1 protein-coding gene is annotated in these 488 nt (G+C 66.4%); it reads left to right on the top strand.

The window, feature by feature from the left end; genetic code table 11:
- The first annotated feature begins 112 nt into the window (after nt 1–112).
- Nucleotides 113–400: a hypothetical protein gene (locus HR086_RS47405; RefSeq protein ID WP_111206725.1), complete on the top strand. Its 288-nt coding sequence runs from the start codon at nt 113–115 to the stop codon at nt 398–400.
- Nucleotides 401–488 lie beyond the last annotated feature (88 nt).

The raw sequence follows: 488 nt of genomic DNA, 5'->3' as shown, positions 1-488 counted from the left end.
TCCGAGAAGGAGGCTTCCACCTGGCGCGGTCGCTATGAGCAACGGCCCGACACCTGCAAGGCAGCACTGGAGCTGCTCGATTCCGCCTGCCCGGCACTGAAGGGGTACTGACATGCGCGTCATCGTGGTTGCTACCGCTGTGCTCCTGGCCGCGTGCCAGGCCGCACCTATCAAGACGAACCCGCCGCCGGCAGCCGTCATCACGGTTCCGGTGGCCACCTACGTGCCGATCGACGCCCAGCTGCGTAAGCGCTGCAAGTGGGTGAAGGAGGCGGCGCCGTCTGCCGTATTCGATGTGAGCAACGGACGTAAGCGTTGCCTTCTGCAGTACGAGGCGCAGTTCGACGCCATCGACCAGGTGCAGGGCAAGCCGGCAGCGGACGGCACGAGCGGCGGCTGATGGTGTTTCACGCGTGCGTTTCACGGCGGGCGGGGGCCCCGGGGCTTATCCACAGCCACCGGGGGGAATTCGGACCCCGGTAAAAGAC

The sequence above is a fragment of the Myxococcus sp. CA039A genome (genome assembly GCF_013336645.1).
GTDB lineage: Bacteria > Myxococcota > Myxococcia > Myxococcales > Myxococcaceae > Myxococcus > Myxococcus llanfairpwllgwyngyllgogerychwyrndrobwllllantysiliogogogochensis.
Note: the sequence above shows the minus strand (reverse complement) of the source record. Positions and strands in the feature narration are given on the sequence as shown.

Coding starts and splice junctions, on each gene's coding strand:
- HR086_RS47405 (WP_111206725.1), top strand. CDS start 113: ATGCGCGTCATCGTGGTTGCTACCGCTGTGCTCCTGGCCGCGTGCCAG.